Source organism: Synechococcus sp. W60.3 (genome assembly GCF_047502615.1).
Lineage (GTDB): Bacteria > Cyanobacteriota > Cyanobacteriia > Thermostichales > Thermostichaceae > Thermostichus.
Window position 1 is genome coordinate 19632 of the sequence record NZ_JANSHJ010000001.1, and the last position, 25748, is coordinate 45379.

Consider the following 25748-nt stretch of genomic DNA (forward strand, 5'->3'; position numbering starts at 1 on the left):
GGGCTGGAGCCTCCCCCTTGGAGGGTGGGGACTTGCCTTGTTGTTTGGATCCCTGCTGTTGAGGGCGTGGAGCAGCCAGCCCTTGACCTGGGCACAGGAAGCAGAACAACAGCCAGAGCCAGAAGTCTTCCTGCCGGTGAGGGACATCGATCCGGCGGCGCAGATTCGGGTGCGAAACGAGCTGGTTAAACTCTGCGGAGAGTATCGCTGCGAAGGCTATCGCTTTCAGGTGCGAGTTTTGGTCAGGCCTGAGGATACGCTGGAAACTCTGCTGGGGCGGCTGGATACGGAGATGCTGCGGGAGGTGGATCGGGTGTTTCAAACTCGGCCTGACTTGAACCGTGTCATCGTCGATGGCTATGTCTTTGTGGGCACCCCCTCTTTCGCCAGTCGGGAAGTGCTGCTGCAAACCCTGTTTGTGCCCCGTCACCGCTGGGCGGTGGGCCGCTTTGGGCCGGAGCAGGATGGAATCTTCTATGCCGAGCTGCTGGAACAGGTAACGCCCTTTTTAACTCAGCCGCCAACCCCGACCCCTCCGCCTGAGGCTGTGCTTGAAGAGCCTGTACCTCCTTTGCCTCCCACGCCAGCTCCTATAGAGACACCAACGCCTACACCTCAAGCAACGCCAGAAGCTCCACCGCCACCAGGGGGTGTAATCGAGCGGCAACCCATCCAGCCTTGACCTGCACCTCTGGGGTTGAGACCTAAGCAAGTGGTGATCTAGGCTTCAAAGTTAGGGGATCCCTCCCCGTGGATTGCTTGACTGGTGGGCACAGCATGGCAGGACACAGTAAATGGGCCAACATTAAACGGCAAAAAGCCCGCGTAGATGCTAGAAAAGGCAGCCTGTTTACCAAACTTTCCCGAGCCATCATTGTGGCAGCGCGCAGCGGCCTGCCAGACCCGGAAGCCAATTTTCGGCTGCGCTCAGCGGTGGAGAAAGCCAAAGCGGCAGGCATGCCTGCCGAGAACATTGAACGGGCCATCGCTAAGGGATCCGGCAACTGGACCGACGACAGCCCCCTGGAGGAAATTCGCTACGAAGGCTACGGCCCTGGGGGGGTAGCTGTCTTGATCGAGGCGATGACCGACAACCGTAACCGCACGGCTGCCGAGGTGCGGGAGGCCTTCAGCAAAGTCGGCGGCAGCCTGGGGGAAAGTGGCTGCGTGAGCTGGCTGTTCCGGCAAAAAGGGGTGATTAGCCTAGAGGGGGTGACAGATCCCGAAGCTCTGCTACTAGCGGTAGCCGAAGCAGGCGGGGAGGATCTCAAGGTAGAGGGAACCGACGCAGAAGTCTACTGCGATTACACCCTGCTGGAGCAGGTGGCCACCTACCTCAAAAAAGAAGGCTACCAGGTGCAAGAGGCGGCCATCCGCTGGATCCCCTCTACGGAGGTGCATGTGGAGGACCCCGAGACAGCCAAGCTGGTACTGACCCTCATGGAGCGGCTGGACCACTTGGATGATGTGCAAAATGTCTACGCCAACTTTGAGATCGACGAGGCATTGATGGAGAGCCTGGCCTAAAGGTTCTAGCGCAGCTTGACGGCGGTGCCGGCGGCGGTAACGAGGATCATGGTCGCGCTCATGTTGGTATGAATGCTAACGCCTAGGATGCCATTTGCTCCCAAACGTTTGGCTCGCTGCTCCAACTCTTCCAAAACCTTTTTCTGGGCATTCTCGAGAACTTCTTCATAGGTTCTTGTGCGTCCCCCGATGATGTTGCGGAGGCTAGCAAGGAAGTCCCGTAGAACATTGGTGCCATAAACGACCTCGGCGGTAACAATGCCCAAGTAACGCTCAACCTCTCTACCTTGGAGCACGTCTGTAGTGGTCAGCAGCATGGCTTGTTTCCGCGTCACCCCCTCACAAGCTAGCCAATCCTCTCCAAGGCGTAAAGCTCTCCAACCCAGTGGTGGGAGCTAGAATGAGCTACCTCTAGGGCACCGTTTTTCAGCTAGCCAATGACAGCCCTAGTTCGCGTAGTGGGGAGCTTGAATCTGGACTTGGTGGTGCAGGTACCACGCCATCCTGGGCCTGGGGAAACGGTGCTGGGATCCGACTACGCCACCTACCCTGGCGGCAAGGGGGCCAACCAAGCGGTGGCAGCGGCACGGGCGGGAGCCCAGGTGGAGATGTGGGGGGCAGTGGGATCTGACAGCTTTGGCCGCCTGCTGAAAGAGAACCTGGAGCAGAACGGCGTCGATACCCACCACCTGCGGGAGCTGGAAGGGCCCAGCGGCATCGCTCTGATCACTGTGGATCCAGCAGGGCAAAACCGGATTGTGGTCAGCCCCGGCGCTAACGGTCGCTACACCCCTGACCAGCTGCCTCCCTGGACGCCGGCAGCGATGGTTCTGCTGCAACTGGAAATCCCCCTGGCCACGGTGCAGGCGGTGGCAGAGCAAGCCTTTGCCCAAGGGATCCCCGTCCTGCTCAATCCAGCCCCCGTGGTGCCCCTGCCGGGATCCCTGTTGCGCCAGGTGCGCTACTTGGTGCTCAACGAAAGCGAAGCCGCTGCTCTTGCCCAGTTGCCGGTGGAGACACCCGCGCAAGCCGAAAAAGTGGCCCAAGCCTTGCAACGGCAGGGGATCCCGACAGTGATCGTCACGTTGGGGGGAGCAGGCTTGGTCTGGGCCGATGGCGGAGAAAGCGGCTACCTGCCAGCTCACCCCGTGGTGGCAGTGGATACCACCGCTGCCGGCGACAGCTTCTGCGGCGCTTTGGCCGCCTGCCTAGCTGTTGGCAGATCCCTGAGGGAAGCCCTGCATTTTGCCAATGCCGCTGCGGCCTTGTGCGTAACCCGCCCTGGGGCTCAGCCTAGTTTGCCGCGCCGCGCTGAGATCGAGGCGTTTCTGGCCGCTGCAGGCCCTCATCCTTAAGCACAGCTTCCTGCGCTACACGGAAAAGGCCTCTTGGCGGTGCTGCCGCAGCCGCTCCAGGCTAAGAGGGCCCTCAAGGTGTTGCCAGGGAAGGGGATCCGCCGGATCCCAGTTGTGGTACACGTAGAAGTCCAGGGGCGGCAGTTGCCCTTTGAGCTCTTTGAAGGCGCGGCGGTAGCTGCCCAGGGAATCGCCCCACTGCCGTGCTAGCTGCAAAACCTGGGCCACCCGCCGATCCCCTCTTGAGATCAAGGCCTGGATGACCGACCAACTGTAGCTTTCCGGGCGGAACTCCACGCCCAGGGGGCGCAGGTGTTTTTGATACCACTGCAGCTTTTTCTCCGCCTGGGGATCCACCCCCTGCCACTGGAAGGGGGTGTGGGCCTTGGGCACAAAGGTGCTGCAGCCCAGGGTGAAGCGCAGGCGGGGAGCCACCTTCTTGAGCTCCTTGAAAAGAGCAACCGTGGCCTCCAGGTCGGCCTGGGTTTCCGCCGGGATCCCCACCATGCCGTAGAACTTGATCCCCCTCAGGCCGCCAGCCTGGGCGTGGGCTGCCGCCGCCAAGATCTCTTCGTTGGCCAGCTTTTTGTTAATGACCTGGCGCAGCCGCTCCGAGCCGCTCTCGATGGCCACGGTGATGGACTGGCTGCCGCGACGGGAGAGAACTTGCGCCAGGCGAGGCGTGACCGTGCCCGTGCGCACCGAAGCCAGGCTGAGGCGCACCTGCTCAAAGCGATCCTGGGCCAGGTACTCCAGCAGCTGCTCAAATTGGGGGTGCTGGGTTACCGAGGCCCCCAAAAGGCCAATCCGCTGGGTAACCTGCAGCCCCCGCTCCACCGCCGGGATCAGATGTCCCTCCACATCCGCTGCCCGAAAAGGCAATGTTAGATAGCTGGCCAGGCAAAAGCGGCACATCTCCGGACAACTGCGCACCACCTCCACCATGTAAATGCTCTCCCAGGCCGCCTTGGGGGTAACCACGGTGGACACCGAGAGGGTGTTGCCGCGGAAGGTGTGCTTGCGGATGGAGCTGGGGATCCCGTCCAGCTTGGGGATCACCTTCTCCACTGGGCCGTCGGGCCCGCGGTAGCGCACCTCGTAGAGGCTGGGCACGTAGATCCCCGGCACCTGGGCCAGCGCCTGCAGCTTTTCGGCGCGGGATCCCCGCCGTACCTGCCGATAGGTCTGGATCATCTGCTCCACCAGCCCCTCCCCGTCCCCCAGCAGGATCAAGTCAAAGAACGCAGCAAAGGGCTCAGGGTTGGCCGTCAACACCGGGCCGCCGCCGAAAACCAGGGGGTGCGCTTCTTCCCGCGCCTCGGCCTGGAGGGGGATCCTCTGTCGTTCCAGCAGATCCAGGATGTGGACGTAGTCCAGCTCCCAGGAGAGGGAAAAGCCCAGCAGCTCAGGATCCCGCGGCAGCGGCTCGGCCAGGTCGGTAAACAGGCGGGCGACCGACACATCACGGCGGCTGGCCAGCAGGCTCCAGATGACCTGGTAGCCGAGGCTGGTGATCCCCACCGAGTAGGTGTTGGGGAAAGCGTAGATCAGCCGCACCGCGTCGGGCTCGGGCGTGGCCGGGGTGAAGAGAAGCTGCTCGAGGGCAAAGTCTGAGGTGGCCAAGATCCCAGCGGCAACAAGAGCCTACTTTCCCAGCTTAATCGGGGTTTTGCCAGCCCGCCCCCAGGGCCAGGAAGGACGGCAAGATCGTCCAGAATAAGAGGGATCCCGACCTGCACCTGCCGATGACCTCTCCGCTCAACCAACGCATCCGCCGCTTCTACGATGCTTCCTCTGGCCTTTGGGAGCAGGTGTGGGGAGAGCACATGCACCACGGCTACTACGAGCCGGGCCAGACCGGCAAGGATCGCCGCCAAGCCCAGATCGATCTCATCGACCGAGTCATTCAATGGGGCCAGATCGGGGATCCCAAGCCCCCCCGGCACATCCTCGATCTCGGCTGTGGCATTGGGGGGAGCAGCCTGGAGCTGGCGCGGCGCTTTGGCGCCGAGGTAACAGGCATTACCCTCAGCCCTGTCCAGGCCCAGCGGGCCGAGGAGCGCGCTCAAGCAGCCGGCCTGAGCAACAGGGTGCGCTTTTGGGTGGCCGATGCCCTGGACATGCCCTTTGCCGACAACACCTTCGATCTGGTCTGGGCTCTGGAAAGCGGCGAGCACATGCCGGATAAGCGGCGGTTTCTGGCCGAGTGCTGGCGGGTCTTGCAGCCGGGCGGGCAGATGATGGTGGTTACCTGGTGCCACCGCGAGGGATCCCTGAGCCGCCAGGATGAGCGCCTTTTGCAGCAGATCTACGACGTGTACTGCCTGCCCTATGTCATCAGCTTGTCGGAGTATGAAGCGCTGGCCCACCAGGTGGGGTTCGAGCGGTTGCGCACCGCCGACTGGTCGGAGCGGGTGGCCCCCTTTTGGGACGAGGTGATCGCCTCGGCTCGCGATTGGCGGTGGATCCCGGCTTTGCTGCGCAGCGGCTGGGTCACCGTCCGTGGGGCGCTGGGGCTGGGCCTGATGCGGCGGGCCTATGCCAGCGGCTTGCTGCGCTTCGGCCTGCTGAGCGGCTTCAAGCCTGCAAGTTAGGGATCCCATACCCCCCTCTCCCTTGGGAGAGGGGCTGGGGGTGAGGGTAGCGGCGCTGGCCAAATACCAGGGAAAGTAGCTCAGAAGTCCGGCTGGGGCGGCGTTGCGCCGGCAAGTTCTAGGTACTTTTGCTTCACCGCCTGAATATCCTGCCACATCAGCCACTTGGGGCTGCCGGGGGTGCGGTCGGGGTTACGCAGCAGATAGGCTGGGTGAAAAATCGGCATGCACCAGCGCCCCTGCCACTGGATCCACTCGCCGCGGATCTTGGTGATGCCGCGCTTATCCCCCAAAAGAGAGCGCACCGAAGTGGCCCCCGTCAACAGAATGATCCAGGGATCCACCAGGCGAATCTGCTCCAGCAGATAGGGCCGACAGGCGTCCATCTCCTCCTGGGTGGGCACGCGGTTGTTGGGGGGACGGCACTTGACGACATTGCAAATGTAGGTGTCCCGTTCGGAATCTAGCCCCACGGAGGCCAAGATCTTATCGAGCAACTGCCCCGACTTGCCCACGAAGGGCAGCCCTTGCAGATCTTCCTGTTCCCCCGGCCCCTCGCCGATGATGAGAATCCTCGCCTTGGGGTTGCCTCGGTGCACCACCACGTGGGTACGGTTGGCCGCCAATTCACAGCGCTGGCAGACCCGGCAGTGCTGCTCCAGTTGTTCTAGTTCTCGATAGGTACCGGGGGGAATGGGCACCTGGGCCGAGAGCGGGATCTGATCCCATTGGGGAAGCGTCTCCGCAGCAGGGGCAGGTGGCTCTAGGGGATCGTCAAATAGGCTGGGCTGAAGCTCCGAGGATCTTTTCTTGGCAGCCATTGCAAGGTGAGGGATCCTTGTGCAGCGATCTTCGGCTGCTCCTCTGCCCTTGTCAAGCTTGGAGTCTCTTTCCCCAAAAGGGCAGCCTTTACGTCTTGTTAAACTGAGGGAACAAAAGGTGGCGGCATCTCAGCCTGCCCTTTCCCTCTTTTGAGTGCTCTCGGCCTCCTATGCTGCTTTTGTCCAAAGAACTGCCCAACCTCGACTATCGTCCCACCCTGCAGCGCTTCGACGAAGACTGGCGGGATCCCCTTGCAACTCTCTTAGGCTGGGGGCGGGCTGCTGGCGCCGACCTGGTGGAGATCTTCCTGGAGCGGGTTAACTCCATCAGCTGCCTGGCCGAAGACGACGCCATCACCAGCATCACCCCTCGGCTTGCCACTGGCGCCGGCGTGCGGGTGTTCCGCGGCCTGGCCGACTGCTACGTCAGCACCAACGATCTCTCCTTTGCCGGCCTCAAAGCCGCCCTGGAAAAAGGCCTGCTCTTGATGGGCCTTACCCCCCCAGGCCCTGCCGCCTTGGTCTCCCCTGTCAACTTGGGGATCTTGCAGGACTACGCCGAGCGCCGCCGCAAAGACGGCTGGCTCAAAGAATGCAGCTCCCTTGCCGAGATGGGGGAGATCTTGGGGCGGGCCAACGCAGAGCTCAAGCGGCAAGCTCACCACATCCAGTCCCGCCGCACCAACTACTTCCGCGACTGGCAGGAGATCCTGGTAGCCTGCAGCGACGGCACCTTTGTGCGCGACATCCGCCTTACCCAGTCGGTCAGCTCTACCCTGCTCTGTGCCGACGGGGATCATCGCGCTTCCGTTAGCCAGCGCGCGGGGGGCACCGGGGATCCCGACTTTTTGCGCCGCTGGGATCTTGTGGCCCACAGCCAGGAGCTGGCAGAGGCTGCCGGCCAGATGCTCTATGCCGACTACGTGGAATCGGGCACCTACCCCATCGTCATGTCCAACGCCTTTGGCGGCGTGATCTTCCACGAAGCCTGTGGGCATCTCTTGGAAACCACTCAGATCGAGCGCAAAACCACCCCCTTTGCCGACAAAAAAGGCCAGAAGATTGCCCACAAAAACCTCACCGCCTGGGACGAGGGGCTTTCCGAGGGAGCCTTTGGCAGCTTGGATGTGGACGACGAGGGCATGCCCGTCCAGCGCACTTTGCTCATTGAAAAGGGCATTTTGAAGAACTTCCTGGCCGACCGGGCCGGCTCGATGCGCACCGGCCATCCCCGCACCGGCAGCGGTCGCCGGCAAAACTACACCTTTGCCGCCGCCAGCCGCATGCGCAACACCTACATCGCCCCCGGCGACGCCGAACTGGACGACCTGTTTGCCTCTATCGACAAAGGCATCTACTGCAAGCGCATGGGGGGCGGCAGCGTCGGCCCCACCGGCCAATTTAACTTTGCCGTGGAAGAAGCCTATCTCATCCAAAACGGCAAGATCACCAAGCCCCTCAAGGGAGCCACTTTAATCGGGGAAGCCAAGGATATCCTGACCAAGATCTCCATGTGCTCCAAGGATCTCCGCCTGGCCCCTGGCTTCTGTGGTTCTGTCAGCGGCAGCATCTACGTCACCGTCGGCCAGCCCCACATCAAGGTGGACGCCATCACCGTGGGCGGGCGCTAGGCCCAGGGATCCCCCATGGCTTACGACAACGTCTGCAAGTACCTGGCAGAGCGCTTCCCGGAGCAGTTTGCCCGTTGGCTAGTGGGAGAAGTGGCTGAGCCGGTGCAAATGTTGCCCACAGAACTTTCGGAGGAACCTGTTCGAGCAGATTCTGTTATTTTGCTGGGGCTGCAGCAGGGCATTTTGCACCTGGAATTTCAAACAGATCCAGATCCTGAAATCCCCTTTCGCATGGCCGACTATCGGCTGCGCCTTTACCGGAAATATCCACAGCTACCTGTGCATCAGGTGGTGATTTATCTGCGCAAAACGACCTCGGAGCGAGTTTTCCAAACTTCCTTTCGCCTAGAACGGCTGAGCCACGAGTTTGAGGTCATTCGCCTGTGGGAATGCAACTTGCCAACCAACGTCGATTGGCCAGCCCTGCTGCCTTTTCGGGTCTTAAGCCAGGTGGAGGATCCTGTAGAAACCTTACGAGAAGTCGTTGCCGAGCTGGAGCGCTTGCCAGACCCCAGCAAGCAGCGAGAACTGGCAGCAGCAACAGCCGTTTTGGCGGGACTAGCATTGGATCGGGGTTTGATTCGGCAAATCATGAGGTCTTTGGATATGAGGGAATCGGTGATCTACCAGGAGTGGCGCTCGGAAGCTTTGCGGGAGGGGCTGGAAGCAGGGCGCAAAGAAGGTCTGCAACTGGGCCTGCAGCAAGGGCTGCAACAGGGATTGCAACAGGGATTGCAACAGGGACTGCAACAGGGACTGCAGCATGGAGAAGCAACGCTGGTTTTGCGGCTTTTGCGGCGGAAGCTGGGATCCCTTGACCCGGCCCTGGAAAACAGGATTTGGGCCTTGCCCCCGTCGCAACTGGAGGCGCTGGGGGAAGCGCTGCTGGATTTCAACAGCGTGGAGGACTTGACCGCCTGGCTGGCCCGTCGGTAGAGAAGGAATGACATGCTGCAAGTTGAACTCTTGGCCGAACAGGCGCAAAGGTGCGCCAAACACCTGGGGATCCCCCAGTTTGATCTCTACGGAGCCGCAGTGGATGAGACCAGCGTGCAGGTGGAGCAGGGGGAGCCCCGTCAGGTAAAAGCTTCTCACCGCTGCAGTGTGACGGTGCGGGCCTGGAACGACCAGGGCCAGGTAGGGGTGACCTCCACCACCGATGTGGACGAAGCAGGGCTGGAACTAGCTCTGCAGACGGCCTTTGAGGCCAGCCACTTCGGCGTGCGGGAACACGCGCCCCAATTCAGTCCAGAAGCGAAGCTGCCCATTCTCCAGCCCTGTAATGACAAAAGGCCCCTGGCGCTGGCCAGCGAGCTCCTAGATCAGCTGGTGGCTGCCGAGAAGGCTTTGCTGGGATCCCATCCCGCCATCCAGGGGGTGCCCTACAACGGCCTGGCCCAGCGACAGATCGACCGCTTTTACCTCAACAGCGACCAAGCTCTGCGCCAGGAGGGCCACACTCTGGCCTCGGTCTTTCTCTACGGCAAAGCAGAACAAGAAGGCCGCAAGCCCCGCAGCGCCGGCGCCATGCGGGTGGCCCGCAGCCTAGAGGAGCTGGATATCCAGGGGTGCGTAAAAGAAGCCGCCGAGAAGCTCATCAGCCACCTGGAGTACGCGCAGATCCCTTCGGGGAAATATACGGTGGTTTTTTCTGGGGAAGCTTTTTTAAGCCTGTTGGGGGCTTTCTCCAATCTCTTCAACGCCCAGAACATCTTGGACAACCAAAGCCTGTCCACCCCCGACTCGCTGGGCCAGCAGATTGCCTCGCCGCTGCTTTCGGTGTGTGACGATGCCTTGCACCCGACTAACGTAAGCGCGATTAGCTTTGACGGCGAAGGCACCCCCACCCGCCGCGTTTCCCTGATTACCAACGGAGTTCTGACCCACTTTTTGCACAGCGCTGGCACCGCCAAACGCCTGGGGGCCCAGCCCACGGGGCACGCCAATATCGGCGCCAAGGTGACGGTGGCAGCCCACTACTACCACGTCTTTGCCGGGGCTCCGCCAGAGAGCACCTACGACCTGGCCACGGCTGAGAATGTGGTCTGGATTGACGAGCTGCAGGCTCTCCATGCCGGAGTCAAGCCTCTGCAGGGATCCTTTTCCCTGCCCTTCCAGGGCTGGTGGGTGCGCCAGGGGGAGCGCATCAGCATCGAGGCGGCGACAGTAGCGGGGGATTTTCTAGCACTCTTGCAGTCCATTTTCTACGTCGAGCCGGAGCCACAAATCACTCCTAGTGGTCTGTGTCCCCGCATTTGGGTAGCCGATCTTTCCATCACCGGCCAATAGCCCCATGAAACTCACCCGCATCGACCTCAACAGTTGGCTAGTCCATACCCAGACCCAGACTTTCCTGCTGGATCCGTGGCTGGTGGATCCCTTGGTGTTCTTTGGCCTGCCCTGGTTCATCCGCCTGCAGCACCGCCAGATGCCGCCGTTCACGCCGGAAACCCTGCCCAAAATCGACGGTATCCTCCTCAGCCAAGGCCAACCCGACCACTGCCACCCCCCCACCCTGCAGCGGCTGGACAAGCAGATCCCGGTTTTCGCTTCTCCAACAGCCGCCAGGGTGGCGCGGAGCCTTGGCTTTATGAGGGTGCAGGCCCTGGATCCCTGGCAGTCCGTGCAGTGGGGAGATCTAGGCATCACAGCGGTTCCTGGCGCCCCCCTGGGGCCGGTGCGGGAACTGGGCTTTTTGCTGGAGGAGCTGCCGACCCAGACGCGGCTTTACTACGAGCCCCACCTTTCCCAACCGGATGTCCGCCCGCGGCTGCAGCAGGAGTTCACCCCCATCCACACCCTGCTGATCCCGGTGGTAGGGCAGATCTTTCCCTTCTTGGGCGAGGTGATCATGGGGCCGCAGCGGGCCCTGCAGGTGGTGGCCGCCCTGCGCCCGCAGCAGGTGATTCCCACCGCTATGGGAGAGGTGGACTACCACGGCTGGTTTGCCGCCCAGATCCGCCCCCTGGGGAGCCTAGAGGAGTTCCGGGAAAAGCTGGGATCCCTGAACGCTGCCACCGGCCAATCCATCCAGTTGTGCTGCCCTGCCCCGGGGGAGACGGTATCCCTTCCCGCTGAGGTTAAGACGTGAGCCCTCCTTCTCAGGCCGCCCCCGATCTCGTGGCCATCCTGCGGGCCGATTACGCCCGCTTTCCTTGCGATCAAACCTACTCCATCTACGATCCCCAAGTTTATTTTCGGGATCCCCTCAACGAGTTTCGCGGCCTGGATCGCTATCGGGCCATGGTCGAAAGCCTGGGACGCTGGCTGCAGGATATCCACCTCGAGCTGCACGACATCCACCAGAGCGGCAACCACATCCGCAGCGAGTGGACGCTGAGGGGATCCCTGGCTTTTTTGCCCTGGCGTCCCCGCCTGTGCGTCCCCGGCTGGACAGAAATCCAGATCAACGAAGCAGGGTTGATCGGATCCCACATCGACCACTGGCGCTGCTCCCGCTGGGAGGTGATGCTGCAGATTTTGGGAGTCGGGGCTGCCAAATGAGCTGACTGCCGGTCCACACCTCTGCTAGGATTACAAAGCTGACTTTTTAGGCTCGCTAAAAAGTCGTTTTCTCTCCTCTGGAGAGATGGCCGAGTGGTCGAAGGCGCAGCACTGGAAATGCTGTGTGGGGCAACTCACCGTGGGTTCGAATCCCACTCTCTCCGTCATCGAGGCCCGCCTCAGGTAGAAGCTGCAGGAGACCCCCTATATCCCTCCACCCCCCAGTCCCCTCGTGTGGCAGGATATGGCCAGTTGCTGAAACCTGAAGAAATTATGGCTTTGCAACTCACCAGCTCCGCTTTTTCCCACTCAGAATCCATCCCCTCCCGCTACACCTGTGATGGGGAAGATCTCTCTCCACCCCTAGCCTGGTCGGGGGCACCTTCGGAAACCCAGAGCTTTGCCCTAATCATGGATGACCCAGACGCGCCCAGGGGCACCTTTGTCCACTGGGTGGTCTACAACTTGCCCACCAGCGTTAGCAGCCTGCCAGAAGGGATCCGCGGCGATGCCGATTTGCCCCAGGGGGCTGTGCATGGGCAAAACAGTTGGGGGCGTAACGACTACGGTGGCCCTTGCCCTCCCAGCGGCACCCACCGCTACTTCTTCACCCTCTACGCCCTGGATCGGCAACTGTCTTTGGCTGCAGGGGCGACGAAGGAAGCCCTGCTGCAGGCTATGGAAGGCCACCTCCTTGCCCAGGCCCAACTGATGGGCACCTATCAAAGAAAAAGGTAGGGGATCCGCGGTTAAAGCCCCGGCTTGCCGCCGCGCCTAAGCCAGACAAGGGTTTGGCAGCTCCCTTCTGCCGACGAGTCCTAGGGGCAAGGGGATCCCCTTCGCTGGGAAGGGAGAACCTCAAGCAAGGGGCGCCCCCAGTCGGGAGCTGGGCCTTGCCGAAAGCAAATCCAACATCTCCGCTCTCCAAAAAATTTGCCCCGCCGCCGTTTTTCTACCCAGGACAGGGATCCCCAGGTGGGCCTGCAACTGCCAGATCAAAGCGGGTTCTTCTTCTGGGGAGGAGGCCGACTCAGATTCCAGCAACACCCATCCCAGGCAGTGGGCCTTGGCTTGGTGAAGCAAGGCTGCAAAAGCGGCTCCCTGGCTGAGAGCAGCCTCTTGGGGCAGCGTCAAGAGCACGTCAAACCCCCAGGCATGGGCTAGGTCAGCCCAGGTTTGGCCGGGCCCTATCGGATCGGCCAGGCTGCCAGGCACCACCAGCAGCGGGGCCTTCTCTCCCTTCCAGGCAGCAATCTGCTGCCAGAGGGTTCTAAGCTGGGCTTCGGAAGGGCTGGGATCCACTTCGAGCAGGCCCCAAGGGCGTTGCACCGCCTGCTGCCAGGAGTCTGCCACTCCTGGTGCTGCCTGAGTTCCAGGCCAGGTGTCTGCTACCATCACTCTCATGGTTCCCCCGTCTCGGCTTCCCAGAGGCTCAGAAACTCGGGTTGCACCTCAAAGCCAAACACCAAGGCCATGTCCCGCAGCATCGAGACAGATCCCAGTTTCTGCTGCTTAAACCAGCGCATCAGCACAAAAATCTTCTGGTAGACGAAGATCTCCAACGCCTCCGGGTTGTAGACGATCCCTTCGCGGGGGTTGAATTGGTGGGGCACCAGCATAGCGGCGTAGCGGGCCAGCTCGCCGCTGCGCCAATCGAGAAAGTAGGGCATCCAGGGGTAAACCGTATCCCAGCGGATGAACCACAGGCGCACTTCTGGGATCTCCGACAGCTCCCGCGGATCGTCGGGGCTGCGCGGCCAATCGATGGCGCACTGTACCTGCTGAGCGGCGCCAACGGGATCCGCCATCAAGGTTTTCACCAATTCATGGCCCGGGGTCAAATCCAAGGCCTGGATGGCTTTGGCAGGTAGGTGGAAGGTAATTGGCACGGCGACAAGCAATCGCTTTAACCCAGTCTTGATCTAGGCGAGGGCTTCCGCAAGCAAGATACCCCATCCGTCAACCCCTTGCAGCTTATCTCAGCTCTGGGCCATTCCCTCCTGCCAGCGGGATCCCCAGCCGAGCTAGGTCGAGGACAAAGCCTGCTGCCACCAAGAACACCTGATCTGCCAGCGGGGCCAGCTTTTGGGTGAGCTCTCCCATCCGATCGCGAAACCGACGCCCCAGCGGATAGGCGGGCACCACTCCCCAGCCTACCTCTTCTGAGACCAAGATCGCCTTTCCTGCCCAGCTCTGCAAGGCCGACAAGAAAGCGTCCACCAAGGGATCCCACTCCTCCGGGGAACACTCCAGACCCTGCGCCACCCAGCCGCCTAGAGAGTCCACCAGGGCACAACAGGGCTGAGACAGCTTTTGCAGTTCGGCGCCCAGGTCAGGCCCCGTTTCCCAGGTTTGCCAGGTGGGAGGACGCCGCTGCCGATGCTGTCGAACCCGCTCCGCCCACTCCGGGTCAGCCTCAGGATCCGGCTTAGGCCCCGTGGCCAGGTAGAAGACCGGCAGTCCGGAAGCGGCAGCTAGGCTCTCCGCCAGCCGACTTTTGCCGCAGCGGGCAGGGCCGCAGATAAGTACAATCGGCATTAGACATCAGTCAGGAAGAAGTTTATCGCTAGGTTAGCTTAGCGGTTAGCAGCTTCTACCTCTTCTGGCTTCGTTCGTAATTAGGTTAAGATTTGGAAGCTCCTAGGCGGATTTTGAGCCCATTCTACTGAGGCTTGCGTTCTGGCAGGTGAAGCCCCGATCTAGCGACCTAAGGTTCTATGCCCATCCGCATCGAACATAGTCCCCAACTGGAGGAGAAAACATACTTTGCCTACAGAGGCTTAGCACGATTTCCCTTGGTTACTATTGGCTCCCTAAGCTATGGATATGAGTTCTTTATCCATTGGATGGGAGAGCCTTCGCAGGTAAAGATTGGCCGCTGTAGCTCGATTGCGCGAGAGGTGCATTTTTTTGCAGGCTATGAGCACCACACTGACTGGGCCACTACCTATCCCTTCACTCATCTACCTGAGTGTTGGAGCGAGCTGCGCGCCCTGGAAGGCCACCCTCTGACCCGCGGGGACATTGTGGTTGGCCATGACGTTTGGATTGGCCACGGTGCCATGATTCGCTCAGGAGTGACAATTGGAAATGGAGCAGTTGTTGGAATGGGTGCCGTGGTGACTAGGGATGTCCCACCATACGCGATTGTTGCGGGTGTGCCAGCCAAAGTCGTTCGCTACCGCTTTTCACCCGACGTCATCGAGCAGCTCAACCAGCTTGCTTGGTGGGATTGGCCTCTTGAAGCCATACGTAAAGCAGCGCCTCTTCTTTGTTGCCCCCTGAACCAAGAAACTCTTTCGGCACTAGCTGAGTTTAAGCAAAAGCTCCTGGCTCCGTGAGTTTGGAGCTAGGATAAAGCTCAATTAGGAGCAGTTTTACAAGAGACATGACGGATCCCAAGCCAGCATCTTCCCCTGGCCAAAGTGCTGCTTCAGCTGCCTCGCCAACCTTTCCTCCCCTTTGGCTAAGCCTAGCGCTGGGGATCACCACCGCTCCTGTTTTGTTGGGGCTGGTCTTGGCGGATCGCGCCGCCAAGTGGCTGCGATCCCTGAGCTGGGAGGATCCAGGCTGGTGGTTGGGGGAACGGCTGCCCAACCTAGATAGCGCTGCTCTCTGCGCCCAGCAGCAAGAGCGCAAAGATTCTGGGCCAGCGGAGAATCCCTAGCTCCTCGTCGCTTTCGTATCATAGGTAGAGCAAGCCGGTAGCAGGAGTGAGCATCCTTTGCGAAGATCGGTCAGGCCAGCGCAAGAGTTCACCTCCCCATTCTTGGGAGCGCTGTTTTGGCTGGGTGCGTTTTTCTTCACAGCCGTGTTGAGCGCCTGTTTGGGCTACCTCTTCGGCCAGCGCGCCCTATCGGGGGTCTCCTCTCCCGTCACCACAGCCGGCAATGCTTCCTCCTCCCGTGGCGTTCGCGATCCCCGCACCGTGCCCCTCTTGAACGAGGCCGCGGTGATTGCAGCAGCGGAAGCGAGCCTGCGCCCACCCCCCACCCCCGCCCCTCTCTCCACTCCTACATCCGTTCCCGTGGCTAGACCTACCCCGACGCCCACCCCCCGCTTGTCTCCTGAGTTGGCGGCAGCCCCATCCCCCACCCCGCGGCCTGCTTCTCCCTCTCCCCAACCGCCGCGCCCCTCGCCGCCACCGGTGTTTACACCACCTCCCCCACCTCGGCAAGTGGCTGCCGGCGGGCAGGTTGCCATGCAGGTGCTCTCGGTTCGCCGCGAGGGAGGGCAGGTGGTTTTGAACGTGGCGATGCAGAACAATTCGGCGGAGACGGTGCGTTTTCTCTACAGCTTCCTGAACGTTACCGACGACACCGGACGGTCGATCAACGCCCTCACCCAAGGCCTGCCTGGGGAGCTGCCTCCCAACAGCCAAGTCTTCCAGGGAACTGTTCGCATCCCCGCCTCCAGCTTGGCCGGATCCCGGTCTTTGTCCTTGAGCCTGGCCGATTATCCCAGCCGCCGCCACCGAGTCGGGGTGAGCGGGATCCCGGTGCCGCAGTAGTCCCGTCTGGTGACTGCGGCCACGACTGATGCAAAGCGGAGTTGAGAAGCGGTGCCCAGCCCAACCTTTGAGCGCCCTGAGCAGATTCGGGAGCTATTCGACCGCATCGCCCCCCACTACGATGCCCTCAACCAAACCCTGAGCCTGGGCCTGCATCAGGTTTGGAAGCGCATGGCTGTGCGCTGGTCGGGCGCCGGCCCTGGCGGGCAGGTGTTGGATCTCTGCTGCGGCACCGGCGACCTGGCGCTGCAACTGGCCCGGCGGGTGGGACGAAGCGGACAGGTGGTCGGCCTGGATTTCTCCCCGGCCATGCTGGAGATTGCTCGGCGGCGCTCCCGTCTTTTCCCCGGCTACTCCCTAGAGTGGGTATTGGGAGATGCTTTGGCCTTGCCTTTTCCCAACGCCAGCTTTGATGCCGTTACAATGGGCTACGGTCTGCGCAACGTAACCGATATCCCTCAAGCGTTGCGGGAGATTTACCGGGTGCTCAAGCCCGGCTGTCGCGCCGCTCTCTTGGACTTTCATCGCCCCACAGGGATCCCTTTCCTTGCGGACTTCCAGCGCTGGTACCTGAACACCCAGGTCGTCGCCCGGGCGCAAGCTCTGGGATTGGCATCTGAATATGCCTACATCGATCCCAGTTTGGATGGTTTCCCATCTGGCCAAGAGCAGCAGCAAATGGCCTTGCAGGTAGGGTTTTCTGTTGCCAAGTTTTATCCCCTAGCCGGTGGCATGATGGGGGTGCTGGTGATTGGAAGATGATCCAAACGGCTTGTCCCCTTGCTCCTTAAAGAGGCAGCTTAGGATGCGGTTCCCCAGAAGGTGCAGCGGACTTCGCCAAGACGGTTTTGGCAGCTAGGGAGCAACGTAGCGATCTTGGGAGAGGCGCTCGTTACCGCGATAGACGCTTACCTGCAAATGCTGGGGATCCAGTCGCCGCTGCTCTACGCGGATGGGTGGAATGGCTGGAGCAGGGTGGGATCCCCGTCCCAGCACCGACACGATTAGAGTTTGGCCGCGGATCTGAAAGCGCAGGCGTACTGGCCAAGGGAAAGGATTGCGCAACCTGAGATCGGCCAAGCCGTACCAAACCGTGGCATCTAGCCCTGGCGGCACCGACTCCACCTGCCGGTAATGGGGGTGCCTTTCCACCACTTCCAGCCCCGCCAGCAGAGCCGCATTGTAAAGGCTGGAGGAGACTTGACAGATCCCGCCGCCAACCGAATCCAGGGTTTCGGCCACCATGAATACCGGCGCAGGCAGATAGCCCCGCTCCAGGGTGCGCGGCCCCACCACCTGGTTGAAAGAAAAAACCGCCCCCGGCTGAATGTAAACCCCATCCAGGCTTTGGACTGCTTGGCGGATGTTGTGGAGCTGTGGGAGAGTGCGCTCCTGTAAGGAAGTGGTGTATTGGCTCAGGGTGGTTGGGGTGGGATCCATCCACCACAAAGCCAGCAGGGCCAGGGCCAACCCCACCGATAAGGCCAATCCCCGCAGCGCTAGCTTTCCCCTCACTTCTCCTAGAACACCCTGGCTTTGAGAAGAACCTTGCCCTGGGGTTTGCGAGGGACGGCAGCGGCTTGGGCCGTAACCAGCACCTCTTGGGGGCGAGCGTCCTCTGGCAGCGGGCGCGGCGGACGTAAGGCGACAAGCGCGGATCCCTGGGCATCCACTTGAAAGTTGCCGCAGTGGAGGGTCTCGCCGTCCTCCAGCTTGAGCCAGAGATGGTAACGCTCCCCAGGGGCCGGTTGGGGCAGATCCCTCGCCGCCAAGACCACCTCCTGCCACTCTCCTGGGCGATAGAGGAGGTTAGCCGCTGCCGCCTCTCCCTGCAAATTGACCAGGCGGGATCCCGGCTGTTGCAGCAAATGGGCCAGCGCCTGCACCGATTCTAGGCGGGCCAGTTGGAGCGCCTGCCGCAGTCGCCAGTTGTCGAAAACCAGCAGGGCCAAAACCACTGCCGCCAACCCCCCCAGCCAGCGCCACTCAGCGGTGAGGCGACCGAACCCCAGAGAGGACAGGGCCGGCTGAAGAGGTGTCGGCACCTGCTCAATGCCCGCCTCTGCCATCACCTTGCCCCGCAAGCTGGCCGGCGGGATCACCCCCGGCAAGCCGTAGGGCAACAGGTGCAGGGTTTCTTGCAAAGCCTGCAATTCCGCCAGCAACCGTGGGTCTTGGGTTAGGCGTGCCTCTAGGGCGCTTGCCTGCTCAGGAGATAAATCCCCCAGCAGATAGCCGGCCAGTTCTTCCTGTTCTTCCGATGCAAGGGGCAAATGGGATGCAAACATGGCCAGGCCGACAACAGAACCTAACTCCAAACCTCAAGGAGCGCGCGCAGGGATCCCCGCAACTTGCAGAGGGCTTGGCGAGCGCGGGCTTTAACGGTTGCCGGCGGGATCCCCAGGTGTCGGGCAACGTCCGCCTGGCTCAGCCCCTGGTAGTAGATCAACTCTAGAACCTGCCGTTGGCTTTCCGGCAGTTGGCCGAGGGCCTCTTGTACGGCTTGCCGTCGCTCCTCGAGGGAGAGCTGCTCAAAGGGGGCCGGCGCCCTGTTCTCGGCGGCGAGCAGAGATTGCCAGTGCTTCAAAAGACGTTGAGAGCTGTCTTGGGAACGCAGACGGTCGATGGCACGCGAACGGGTCAACAGACAGAGAAAACTGCTCACCGATCCCCGCTGCGGATCATAGCTGGCTTTGCGCCACAGTTCGACAAACACCGCCTGAGTCAGATCTTCCGCCTCGGCCACATGGCCCAGGATCTGGAGGGCCAGCCCATAGACCAAGCCGGCATAGCGGTCGTAAAGCACCCCCAGCGCTGCCCCTTGCCTCTGTCGGATAGCCTCCATCAGTTCCCCATCGCTGCGAGAAGGCCAATCCCTTAGCGGAGGTTGCTCACCCATGTTGCGTCAGGCCCACTCTATAAAGCTACGGTCTTTCCAAGCGGCACCGAATAGCAGGAGGCTGGAATCGTCTCGCCTGGAGAAGTACTTGGCTTCTCGTCCATGCTATAGCTCTTCGTAAAATGGCAGGGGCAGACCGTTGTTCCGTCTTGCGAGGGGGGCTGTCTCCAGCGACTTGAAAAAGGCTCTGGCTCTCTTTAGCCGCGGCGGGCCGCCCACTCCAGCCCCCACAGGGCCGTGTTCACCAGCAAGGCCAAGGATCCCACGGCCAAAGATCCGGCCCAGATCTTGTCGTAGCGACCGGCCTGGGCAATGCCCTCAAAAAGCAGGGTGCCCAGCCCTCCCGCCCCAAACTTAGCCCCCACCGTGGCGATGGCAATGGCCACAATTGCCGCCAGCCGCAAGCCGGCCAGGGCAACCGGCAGCATGAGGGGCACCTGCACCTGCCACCACCGCTGCCAGAAGTTCATCCCCAAGCCCTTGGCCGCCTCCAGAATGGCAGGCTCCACCGAGCGCAGGCCCACGTAAAAATGGCGCACCAAGATCACCTGCGTGTAGAGCACCATCGCCACCACCACCGAGCGGGCATTGAGGCCAAAGTAGGGAACCAACAAGATGATTAGGGCCAGGCTGGGCACTGTGTACAGGATGCTGAGGATCCCCATCACCGGCAGGGCCAGCCAGCGCACCTGGTGCACCAGCAAAGCCAACGGCAGCGCCAGCACCAGGGCAATCCCCAAGGCTGTTGCCACCATCGCCAGGTGCTCTTGGGTAAGCTGCCACACCAGGCCGGGGTTGCTGAGAAGATAGCTCATGCGGATCCCCCCTCCAGCATGGCCAGATGGCGGATGTGATCCAGGGTAACGATGCCAATGGCCCGCCCGTCTTCCCACACTGTGAGAGCTGCTGCCCCCGTGCGCAACAGCAGCGACAAGGCCCGCCGCAGGGTTTCCTGGGGTTTCACCACCGCCCCCTCCTGGATCTGGTGGTTGTGCGGGATCCGCTCCATCGCCGTTTCCACCCGCAGCACGCTCAACTGACGCACCATGTCGTCTGCCCCCAGCAGCTCTCGGACAAAGGGGGTGGCCGGCTGGGTGAGCAGCCGCAAGGGAGTGTCGAACTGTACCACCCGCCCCTGCTGCATCACCAGGATGCGATCTGCCAGGCGCAGCGCCTCTTCCACGTCGTGGGAGACGAAGAGGATAGTCTTTTTTAGTTGCCGTTGCAGGTGTAGGATCTCGTCTTGCAGCTTGCCACGAGTGATGGCGTCGAGGGCACCAAAGGGCTCGTCCATCAGCAGCAGATCCGGATCCCCGGCCAGCGCCCGCGCCAGCCCCACCCGCTGCTGTTGGCCGCCCGAGAGTTGAGCTGGGTAGCGACGTCGGTATTCTTGGGGGGGCAGGTTGACCAAGCTGAGCAGCTCGTCCACCCGCTCGCGGATGCGCTCCCTTGGCCAGCCCAAAAGTCGCGGCACCACCGCCACATTCTGGGCCACCGTCATGTGGGGAAACAGCCCCACCTGCTGGATGACATACCCGATGCGCTGGCGCAGCGCCGTCACCGGAAAGCGGCGGATATCCTGCCTATCCAGGCGAATCTGTCCTTGGGTGGGCTCCAGCAGCCGGTTCACCATTTTTAGAAGGGTGGTTTTGCCGCAGCCGGAAGGGCCGAGGATGACCACCAACTGGCCCGAGGCCACGGAAAAACTGCACTCCTCCACGGCCGGACGGGAATTGTGGGGAAAGCGCAGCGATACCCGCTCGAACTCAAGAGTGCTCACGCCAGGGCCTCGTGCAACGGGCTACTCTTTCAAGATGCCGGCCTCCACCAAGAAGGCTCTCGCCACCTCTGCCGGCTCCCTGCGCTTGCCGCTTACCTCGTAGTTCAGCCGCTGCATCACCTCGTCCGTCAACAGGGGGGAAAGGGCGTTCAAAGCGGTGGCGATGCCGGGGTTGGCTTCCAGGGTATCTTTGCGCACTACCGGCGCCACCTGGTAAGGGGGGAAAAGCTGCTTGTCGTCCTTGAGCACCACCAGGTCAAAGGCGGCAATTTCCCCATCGGTGCCAAAGGCCACCGCCACATCCGCCTCCCCATTGACCAAGCCCTGGTAGCGCAGGCCGGGATCCACCGCCTTGTAGGCCTTGAGGCGAAAGTTGCCGTAGACTGCTTGCAGCCCCGGCAGGCCATCTTCGCGGGCCTGGAACTCCGGCGGCCCGATCATCACCAGCTCGCTCGCTCTGGCCACCATGTCTGAGATGGTAGCGATGCCCAACTCTGCCGCTCTGGCGCGGGTCATGGCCAGGGCCTGGGTGTTGTTCATGGGGGCCGGATCCAGCCAAATCAGTTGGAACTGACGCTCGTACTCGCGGGCCACCGTCGCGTATACCTGGGCCGGGTCGCTGCTGGTGGGCAGCTTGAGCACCGTCAGCAGACCGGTGCCGGTGTACTCCGGGTAGAGATCGATCTCGCCGCTCAACAGGCCGGCATGGGCCACCGGCGTTCCCCCCAAGTTGAGCTTGCGCTCCACCGCCAACCCCGCCGCCTCCAGGGCCAAGGCGTACATTTCCCCCAAGATAAACTGCTCGGTGAAGTCCTTAGAGCCAACGACAATCGGCTTGCCAAAGCCCGCTTGAGGGGCGAGAACAAGGGCTGCCAGCCCCGACAGGGCCAGCAGAGCCAGGCGACGGGTGGTTTTCAGCATAGGCAAGGTGAGAAGGGATCCCCAACTCAAGACAAGCGGCCCCGCCGAGAGCGTTCCGGCCTGGGCCAGGAAGTTTCGACTGTTAGGCCACCATTAAACCATTAATTTCCCAGAGCTGGAACTGCCAACCCTCACCCCCAGCAATATCCCCTTAGCTTCTGCCGGAGGCCGGGAAGGAGCCGGTAACGGCCCGGATCTTCTGCCGCCGCCCAGCTCGCTCGATCTCCAGCTCCAGGGTGCTGCCCACCTCGGTGCGCTCTACCTCTTGTTGTACTTGGTCGGCGGTGGTGACGGCGCGACCATTGATGGCGAGAATGATGTCTCCGGCGCGCAGGCCCGCCCGCTCTGCCGGGGATCCCTGGATCACCTCGCCGATGAGCACCCCCTGATCCACCGTCACGAAGATGCGGCTGTTGGGATCCTGGTTGAGGCGCTCCTTCAGGTCGGGGGTGAGGGTGAGCATACGAATGCCCAGGTAGGGGTGATCCACCTTGCCGCGGGCGATCAACTGGTTGGCCACCCGCTGGGCCGTCTCGATGGGAATGGCAAAGCCCAGCCCCTGCGCCCCTTGGATGATGGCCGTGTTGACCCCGATCACCTCCCCTTGGGCGTTGAGCAGGGGGCCGCCGGAGTTGCCGGGGTTGATGGCCGCATCCGTCTGGATAAAGGACACCCGCTTGTCGGGCACGCGGATCTCGCCGCTGGAGCGGCCCAAAGCGCTGATGATCCCGGCGGTTACGGTGTTGTCCAGCCCCAGCGGGTTGCCGATGGCGATGGCCCACTGGCCCGGCTCGAGGAGCTCGGAGCGACCCAGCTTCACCGTCGGCAGGTTCTGGGCCTCGATCTTCACCACGGCGATATCCGTCACCGGATCGGTGCCGATTACCTTGCCGTCAAAGCTGCGGGTATCCTTGAGCGTCACCGTCACCTTGTCGGATCCCTCGACCACGTGGGCATTGGTGATGATCTGGCCATCCGGGCTGATGATGAAGCCGGAGCCGGTGCCCTGCTGTCGTCGCTGCCGCGGAATGGGGGGGATCACCTGGCCAAAGAAGTCCCGGAAAAAGGGATCGCTGAAAAACTCCTCTGGGAAGGCGCCCGGGACGCTCACCGTCCGCTCGGAATCGATGCGCACCACCGCCGGCCCCACCCTTTGCGCCACCTCGGCAATAAAATTCAGGTTCAGTTGGGGCGGGGTTGCCGTCGTTTGGGCAGATACCCCCTTGCCTCCCACCAGAGGCGCTCCCAGCCCAATGCCCAGCAGCACCAGCAGCACTGACGAGAGAAGAGACTTCCAAGTGGAGATGGCAAAAGGCTGGAAAGAGGATTGAGCAGGTTGGGCGGAAGCTTCTGACCCGGGAGAGGGCTGGCCCGGCATGGATGTGCTGCGCTTCATGGCTACAAGAAGAGGGTTGGGATTGGTGAAAGACTTCGGCCCCACGCAGGGGAAGAAACCTAGAGCCTAATCTAACATGGACAGCAGGGATCCCAGAGTGGGCAACCCTAGCGTTTTTCCGTACTTCTGTCTGGAGCGAAGAGCAGCGGAATCTGCTCACCTGAGGTAGCCCATTTCCATTCAGTTGGCTTTGATCAAGATAGGTAAAAGATAGGTAAGGCCCGAAAGGCTCCCGGTTTTGTCCGGTTTGCAGCTAGCGTAGGAATGATGAATGGGGGTAAGACCATGACCAACCCAGCCAGCCGCCTGTTGGCTCCTCTGCTTGGCGGATTGCTCTCAGCGCAGATGGCCGCCCCAGTTTTGGCCCAAATGGGGCCCTTGCCACCACCGCCTGCCGGTGAGGGATGGCGTCCTGTGAATCCTCGCCCCCTTCCCCCTGGCCCTCAACCCCTGCAACCTGGCCAGCCCTTTCAACTGCAAACCACCCTGCTGCTGCGCTCCGGGGATCTGATCCAGGCAGTTCATCGCTCCCCAGATGCCCTCTTGATTGCCCCTGGGGAAACCCGCGCCGTCAGCCTTAGCTTGGATACCCCTCTGCGGGACATCTACGGCAACATGGTCGTCCCGGCGGGAGCCATCCTAGAAGGCCAATTCCAACCGGTAAGCGGCGGCACCCAGTTTGTCTCGCGAGCTTTGATTTTCAACGGCCAATCCTATCCTCTCTACGCCCAAAGCCAGGTGATCCCGCTGCGCAAGGATCCCCGCCACACTTCTGCAGAGGCAGTTGTGCAGGATGCCCTGATCGGGGCGGCGGCAGGGGCGATCTTGGGCGGCCTGTTTGGCGACCGGGTGATCTCGACGGAGAAGGTGCTGGGCGGAGCGGCAGCGGGGGCTGTAATCGGCAATGTGACGGCGCCAGAGGTGGCGGTGATCGATCCCAACGCCAACTTGACCCTGACGGTCACTCAGGACTTTCAGCCCTATCTGCCCTAGCGACACCTGAAAAGCAAAACTTAACTCCCCAGCGCCGACCGCCATCCCTTGCCACACTGCCCATCCTCAAGCTGTTGACCACTCCGAAAAGCTGAGCAGGGGTTGGTCAATCTGCGGCTGCCTGGGGCTACTCCGGCCAGACCATCGGGGGCTGTTTTACGCTTAACCAACCTCCCCCTTGGCGGGAAGGGAGTGCTCCTTTCCTGGGAGACATTTTAAGAAGTGTGAAGATCTGAGATGGCAGACGGCAAGCATGTCGGAAAATAGCTTGCGGGTATGCTCGCCATACTCTTTAAAAAATTGACTTGAGGATGGATGTCCATGAGTGTTGTCACGAAATCGATTGTGAATGCAGATGCAGAGGCCCGCTACCTCAGCCCGGGGGAGCTGGATCGAATCAAGTCCTTTGTTACCTCCGGCGAGAAGCGGCTGCGCATCGCTCAAGTCTTGACCGAGTCTCGTGAGCGCATCGTCAAGCAAGCTGCCGATCAACTCTTCCAGAAGCGTCCTGACATCGTCTCCCCAGGTGGCAATGCTTACGGAGAGGAGATGACGGCAACTTGCCTGCGGGATATGGACTACTACCTGCGCCTCATCACCTATGGGATCGTTGCTGGCGATGTCACCCCGATCGAGGAGATCGGCTTGGTGGGGGTGCGGGAGATGTACAACTCTTTGGGCACGCCTATTCCGGCGGTGGCCGAGAGCATCCGCCAAATGAAGCAGGTGGCCATGGGTCTGTTGTCTCCTGAGGACGCGGCTGAGGCCGGCTACTACTTTGACTTTGTGGTGGGGGCAATGAGTTAATCCCTCATTGTTCTGACCGCGCAACTGTTTAACGTTCATTAGAGATTTAGGAAGCTCATCATGCAAGACGCAATTACCGCTGTGATCAATAGCTACGACGTCCAGGGCAAGTATCTCGACAGCTCGGCCATGGAGAAGTTAAAGGCTTTCTTCGCCACGGGCGAGCTGCGGGTGCGGGCAGCTGCTACCATCGCGGCCAACGCCTCCACCATTGTCAAAGATGCGGCGGCCAAGGCGTTGCTCTACTCCGATCTCACCCGTCCCGGTGGCAACATGTACACCACCCGTCGCTATGCTGCTTGCATCCGCGACATGGACTACTACCTGCGCTACGCCACCTACGCCATGCTGGCCGGGGATCCCTCCATCCTCGACGAGCGGGTGTTGAACGGGCTCAAGGAGACCTACAATTCGCTGGGGGTGCCGATTGGAGCCACCATTCAGGCCATCCAAGCCATGAAAGAAGTGACCGCCGCCCTGGTGGGGCCTGAAGCTGGCAAGGAAATGGGTGTGTACTTCGACTACATCTGCTCCGGCCTGAGCTAAGGTTCATTGTCTAGCGAGCATGACAGGCGATTTGCCGCAGGGATCTGGTGTGCTAACTGGGGTACGCGAGCTTTCTGAGGTGAGTCGCCTGTTTTGTTGGTCAAGCCAGTTCATTTTGCTGTCAGCAGGGATCCTTTATCATGCGCATGTTTAAGATCACGGCCTGTGTGCCCAGCCAAACCCGCATTCGCACCCAGCGGGAGCTGCAAAATACCTACTTCACGAAGCTGGTGCCCTACGACAACTGGTTTCGGGAGCAGCAGCGTATCCAAAAGTCGGGTGGCCGCATCCTGAAGGTGGAGCTGGTCGCCGGCAAGCCTGGGATAGACGTAGGACTGCTGTAGTTCCCCTGCCTGTTCGCTGTTTCTCCTCCGATCCTGAGAATACCCCCAGCCAGATCCGACATGCCCAGCCTCAGGAGGCTTGCCCTTGAAGTTGGGCTAGCGGATCTGATTTTTTAGGGG

General features: G+C 61.5%; 31 protein-coding genes and 1 tRNA gene. 19 read left to right on the top strand and 13 right to left on the bottom strand.

Going from position 1 to position 25748, the window contains the following annotated elements; translation table 11 throughout:
* Positions 1–82: 82 nt before the first annotated feature.
* Positions 83–682 carry a hypothetical protein gene (locus NW846_RS00110; RefSeq protein WP_414515073.1) on the top strand — a complete coding sequence of 200 codons (600 nt, stop codon included), beginning with the start codon at positions 83–85 and terminating at the stop codon, positions 680–682.
* 95 nt (positions 683–777) lie between these two features.
* On the top strand, positions 778–1527 hold the full coding sequence (locus NW846_RS00115) for a YebC/PmpR family DNA-binding transcriptional regulator (RefSeq protein WP_414346746.1): 750 nt from the start codon (positions 778–780) through the stop codon (positions 1525–1527).
* Positions 1528–1532: 5 nt separating this feature from the next.
* On the opposite strand, the gene NW846_RS00120 is transcribed toward NW846_RS00115, so the two are convergent.
* Positions 1533–1844 carry a YbjQ family protein gene (locus NW846_RS00120; RefSeq protein WP_011431068.1) on the bottom strand — a complete coding sequence of 104 codons (312 nt, stop codon included), beginning with the start codon at positions 1842–1844 and terminating at the stop codon, positions 1533–1535.
* 120 nt (positions 1845–1964) lie between these two features.
* On the opposite strand from NW846_RS00120, the gene rbsK reads away from it, so the two are divergent.
* Positions 1965–2882, top strand: coding sequence for a ribokinase (gene rbsK / locus NW846_RS00125; protein ID WP_414346747.1), 918 nt, complete (start codon positions 1965–1967; stop codon positions 2880–2882).
* A gap of 15 nt (positions 2883–2897) precedes the next feature.
* Here the strand turns inward: rbsK and NW846_RS00130 are convergent, their stop codons facing one another.
* Positions 2898–4505 (bottom strand): B12-binding domain-containing radical SAM protein, encoded by a 1608-nt coding sequence (locus NW846_RS00130; RefSeq protein ID WP_414346749.1) that lies wholly within the window; start codon positions 4503–4505, stop codon positions 2898–2900.
* 122 nt (positions 4506–4627) lie between these two features.
* Between NW846_RS00130 and NW846_RS00135 the strand changes: the two genes are divergently transcribed.
* Positions 4628–5476 (top strand): methyltransferase domain-containing protein, encoded by an 849-nt coding sequence (locus NW846_RS00135; protein ID WP_011431064.1) that lies wholly within the window; start codon positions 4628–4630, stop codon positions 5474–5476.
* A gap of 80 nt (positions 5477–5556) precedes the next feature.
* Here the strand turns inward: NW846_RS00135 and NW846_RS00140 are convergent, their stop codons facing one another.
* Entirely contained in the window at positions 5557–6177 is a 621-nt protein-coding gene (locus tag NW846_RS00140; RefSeq protein ID WP_011431063.1) for a uracil-DNA glycosylase, read from the bottom strand.
* 290 nt (positions 6178–6467) lie between these two features.
* Here NW846_RS00140 and NW846_RS00145 point away from each other — a divergent pair, with 290 nt between their 5' ends.
* The 7 genes from NW846_RS00145 to NW846_RS00175 all read left to right on the top strand — a co-directional run bounded on the left by NW846_RS00145 (position 6468) and on the right by NW846_RS00175 (position 12170).
* A complete protein-coding gene (locus NW846_RS00145) occupies positions 6468–7928 on the top strand; it encodes a TldD/PmbA family protein (RefSeq protein ID WP_011431062.1) in 1461 nt (486 codons plus the stop codon).
* 15 nt (positions 7929–7943) lie between these two features.
* Positions 7944–8864: a DUF4351 domain-containing protein gene (locus tag NW846_RS00150; RefSeq protein ID WP_168174228.1), complete on the top strand. Its 921-nt coding sequence runs from the start codon at positions 7944–7946 to the stop codon at positions 8862–8864.
* A 12-nt stretch (positions 8865–8876) separates the two neighbouring features.
* The gene (locus NW846_RS00155) at positions 8877–10217 is read left to right on the top strand and encodes a TldD/PmbA family protein (RefSeq protein ID WP_011431057.1); all 1341 of its coding nucleotides are present in this window, start codon (positions 8877–8879) and stop codon (positions 10215–10217) included.
* Positions 10218–10221: 4 nt separating this feature from the next.
* The gene (locus NW846_RS00160) at positions 10222–11019 is read left to right on the top strand and encodes an MBL fold metallo-hydrolase (protein ID WP_011431056.1); all 798 of its coding nucleotides are present in this window, start codon (positions 10222–10224) and stop codon (positions 11017–11019) included.
* Positions 11016–11432, top strand: coding sequence for a DUF2358 domain-containing protein (locus NW846_RS00165; RefSeq protein ID WP_011431055.1), 417 nt, complete (start codon positions 11016–11018; stop codon positions 11430–11432). Before NW846_RS00160 ends, NW846_RS00165 begins: the two co-directional genes overlap by 4 nt.
* Before the next feature lie 79 nt (positions 11433–11511).
* Positions 11512–11596: transfer RNA gene (locus tag NW846_RS00170), tRNA-Ser, on the top strand.
* Between the two features lie 88 nt (positions 11597–11684).
* Entirely contained in the window at positions 11685–12170 is a 486-nt protein-coding gene (locus tag NW846_RS00175) for a YbhB/YbcL family Raf kinase inhibitor-like protein (protein ID WP_240527831.1), read from the top strand.
* Positions 12171–12290: 120 nt separating this feature from the next.
* Here NW846_RS00175 and NW846_RS00180 read toward each other — a convergent pair whose 3' ends face one another.
* From NW846_RS00180 to cobU, 3 genes are all read right to left on the bottom strand, one after another.
* Positions 12291–12785, bottom strand: a complete 495-nt coding sequence (locus tag NW846_RS00180; RefSeq protein WP_240527832.1) for a dethiobiotin synthase — start codon at positions 12783–12785, stop codon at positions 12291–12293.
* A 47-nt stretch (positions 12786–12832) separates the two neighbouring features.
* Positions 12833–13321, bottom strand: a complete 489-nt coding sequence (locus NW846_RS00185) for a CRR6 family NdhI maturation factor (RefSeq protein WP_011431052.1) — start codon at positions 13319–13321, stop codon at positions 12833–12835.
* Between the two features lie 85 nt (positions 13322–13406).
* Positions 13407–13970 (bottom strand): bifunctional adenosylcobinamide kinase/adenosylcobinamide-phosphate guanylyltransferase, encoded by a 564-nt coding sequence (gene cobU / locus NW846_RS00190; protein ID WP_414346754.1) that lies wholly within the window; start codon positions 13968–13970, stop codon positions 13407–13409.
* Positions 13971–14149: 179 nt separating this feature from the next.
* On the opposite strand from cobU, the gene NW846_RS00195 reads away from it, so the two are divergent.
* Genes NW846_RS00195 through ubiE form a run of 4 tightly spaced genes read left to right on the top strand, consistent with a single transcriptional unit; the run spans position 14150 to position 16704 of the window.
* The gene (locus tag NW846_RS00195) at positions 14150–14773 is read left to right on the top strand and encodes a CatB-related O-acetyltransferase (protein ID WP_414346756.1); all 624 of its coding nucleotides are present in this window, start codon (positions 14150–14152) and stop codon (positions 14771–14773) included.
* A gap of 47 nt (positions 14774–14820) precedes the next feature.
* Complete coding sequence (locus NW846_RS00200) at positions 14821–15099, top strand: hypothetical protein (protein WP_414346758.1); 279 nt, start codon at positions 14821–14823, stop codon at positions 15097–15099.
* A gap of 57 nt (positions 15100–15156) precedes the next feature.
* On the top strand, positions 15157–15942 hold the full coding sequence (locus NW846_RS00205) for a hypothetical protein (protein WP_143597179.1): 786 nt from the start codon (positions 15157–15159) through the stop codon (positions 15940–15942).
* Positions 15943–15993: 51 nt separating this feature from the next.
* Positions 15994–16704, top strand: coding sequence for a bifunctional demethylmenaquinone methyltransferase/2-methoxy-6-polyprenyl-1,4-benzoquinol methylase UbiE (gene ubiE, locus NW846_RS00210; protein WP_011431047.1), 711 nt, complete (start codon positions 15994–15996; stop codon positions 16702–16704).
* 93 nt (positions 16705–16797) lie between these two features.
* On the opposite strand, the gene NW846_RS00215 is transcribed toward ubiE, so the two are convergent.
* The 7 genes from NW846_RS00215 to NW846_RS00245 form a co-directional block, all read right to left on the bottom strand.
* Positions 16798–17457, bottom strand: coding sequence for a VanW family protein (locus NW846_RS00215; protein ID WP_228375280.1), 660 nt, complete (start codon positions 17455–17457; stop codon positions 16798–16800).
* Between the two features lie 5 nt (positions 17458–17462).
* On the bottom strand, positions 17463–18215 hold the full coding sequence (locus NW846_RS00220; protein WP_168173337.1) for an anti-sigma factor domain-containing protein: 753 nt from the start codon (positions 18213–18215) through the stop codon (positions 17463–17465).
* A gap of 35 nt (positions 18216–18250) precedes the next feature.
* Positions 18251–18841 carry a sigma-70 family RNA polymerase sigma factor gene (locus tag NW846_RS00225; RefSeq protein ID WP_414346762.1) on the bottom strand — a complete coding sequence of 197 codons (591 nt, stop codon included), beginning with the start codon at positions 18839–18841 and terminating at the stop codon, positions 18251–18253.
* A gap of 197 nt (positions 18842–19038) precedes the next feature.
* Positions 19039–19656, bottom strand: coding sequence for an ABC transporter permease (locus NW846_RS00230; protein WP_011431043.1), 618 nt, complete (start codon positions 19654–19656; stop codon positions 19039–19041).
* A complete protein-coding gene (locus NW846_RS00235; RefSeq protein WP_414346764.1) occupies positions 19653–20621 on the bottom strand; it encodes an ABC transporter ATP-binding protein in 969 nt (322 codons plus the stop codon). Before NW846_RS00235 ends, NW846_RS00230 begins: the two co-directional genes overlap by 4 nt.
* 21 nt (positions 20622–20642) lie before the next feature.
* A complete protein-coding gene (locus NW846_RS00240; protein ID WP_011431041.1) occupies positions 20643–21542 on the bottom strand; it encodes a glycine betaine ABC transporter substrate-binding protein in 900 nt (299 codons plus the stop codon).
* A gap of 151 nt (positions 21543–21693) precedes the next feature.
* Entirely contained in the window at positions 21694–22938 is a 1245-nt protein-coding gene (locus NW846_RS00245; protein ID WP_414515078.1) for an HhoA/HhoB/HtrA family serine endopeptidase, read from the bottom strand.
* Between the two features lie 285 nt (positions 22939–23223).
* On the opposite strand from NW846_RS00245, the gene NW846_RS00250 reads away from it, so the two are divergent.
* From NW846_RS00250 to NW846_RS00265, 4 genes are all read left to right on the top strand, one after another.
* The gene (locus NW846_RS00250; protein WP_414515080.1) at positions 23224–23931 is read left to right on the top strand and encodes a hypothetical protein; all 708 of its coding nucleotides are present in this window, start codon (positions 23224–23226) and stop codon (positions 23929–23931) included.
* A 321-nt stretch (positions 23932–24252) separates the two neighbouring features.
* Positions 24253–24738 (top strand): allophycocyanin subunit alpha, encoded by a 486-nt coding sequence (gene apcA / locus NW846_RS00255; RefSeq protein WP_011431038.1) that lies wholly within the window; start codon positions 24253–24255, stop codon positions 24736–24738.
* Between the two features lie 60 nt (positions 24739–24798).
* The gene (gene apcB, locus NW846_RS00260; RefSeq protein ID WP_011431037.1) at positions 24799–25284 is read left to right on the top strand and encodes an allophycocyanin subunit beta; all 486 of its coding nucleotides are present in this window, start codon (positions 24799–24801) and stop codon (positions 25282–25284) included.
* A gap of 140 nt (positions 25285–25424) precedes the next feature.
* A complete protein-coding gene (locus tag NW846_RS00265; RefSeq protein ID WP_011431036.1) occupies positions 25425–25628 on the top strand; it encodes a phycobilisome linker polypeptide in 204 nt (67 codons plus the stop codon).
* Positions 25629–25748: the final 120 nt, after the last annotated feature.